Raw genomic sequence first — 1,192 nt, 5'->3', positions numbered from 1 at the left:
TTCGATTTCTATGACGTAACCAAACGATTTTGATACAAAGTTTGATTTTTTATAAGTGCAAAAACAATATGTATTATTTTGTTTCTGACAGCATTTAAAACACTCATTTTATTCTTGCCTTCTTCAACTTTTCTGTGATAATAAACAGCAAGATCATTGTTCAATCTGATAGCACTCAATGCTCCAAGATGAAGTAGTCTTTTAAGTGATTTATCTGCAAGATTTGAGACTCTATTTTTACCAAAAATAGATGTTCCAGATGTATTTTTAAAAGGTGCTACGCCAGAATAACAAGCTAATTTCCTTGGGTCTTGAATAGATTTAAATTCATTAGTCTTTACAATTAGATTCCAGCAAAGTATATCCCCTACACCAGGTACAGATTTAAGTTGTTTTTGAAGTTTATTTAAAGTTTCATCACTTTTAATCAACTCTTTAATTTGTCTCTCTAGGCGTTTAATTTGTAAAATGATTTCACTGATAAGTTTATCATTATCTCTTTTAATTTGTTTGGCTAATTTTTTATCTCTAAGCACTTTTAATTCCTTGTTTTTAGTTGTTAATTGTCCTTTATGGTTTACTCTAAATCTTCTTTCAGATAATAGAATATGCAGCTGTTCTATGACATCTCTTCTTGGAATGAAACGGGCAGTTTCATCATGGTTCTTCTTAATAAAACGAGCTATTCGTATAGCATCAATCTTATCATTTTTCCCTCTGGTAAGCCCTAAGCTTCTTTTAAGATGTAAAGGATTTACCACGTAAAAACAACACTCTAATTCAGCAAGAACATTGATAAGTACCCAAGAATATTTACCTGTGTTTTCTAAACAAATGTGATGTTTGATTGAGCTGTCTTTTAAAAGGGATTTAAAAAATTTAGTAATTGCTTTCTCTTGATTTTTAATAACAAGAGATTCTGTTTCATGAGATAGAATGCAGATATCCAATGTATCCTTACTCACATCAATTCCGATAAACTTTAATTCTGTTTTCATATCTTTGGATTAAGGTTAAAATGATAAACTCAACTCCTTGATAATGGGCTTTAAATCCCGAATTTCTAATTTGAGTTTATATCAAAATGGAAAAGATCTAAATCGAAGTATAAGTTGCGAACTTAGAGTGCTTTGGTAGTGTATCTTTTCCGTTTTTAATTTAATCATTTTATAAAAAACGAATCTAAAGGAGT

At 29.6% G+C, this 1,192-nt stretch carries 1 protein-coding gene; it reads right to left on the bottom strand.

Features of this window, described 5'->3' with window-relative positions:
- Positions 1 to 8: 8 nt before the first annotated feature.
- Complete coding sequence (locus ACFQ0R_RS11815) at positions 9 to 998, bottom strand: IS110 family transposase (RefSeq protein ID WP_379658590.1); 990 nt, start codon at positions 996 to 998, stop codon at positions 9 to 11.
- Positions 999 to 1,192 lie beyond the last annotated feature (194 nt).

It is taken from the genome of Psychroflexus salinarum (genome assembly GCF_042677225.1).
In the GTDB taxonomy this organism is placed as follows: domain Bacteria; phylum Bacteroidota; class Bacteroidia; order Flavobacteriales; family Flavobacteriaceae; genus Psychroflexus; species Psychroflexus salinarum.
The sequence above is the reverse complement of the archived record's forward strand: the minus strand, read 5'-3'. Positions and strand labels throughout refer to the sequence as shown.

What these genes read in the sequence shown, in the direction of transcription:
- ACFQ0R_RS11815 (WP_379658590.1), bottom strand. Translation starts at nt 998, where the DNA reads ATGAAAACAGAATTAAAGTTTATCGGAATTGATGTGAGTAAGGATACA.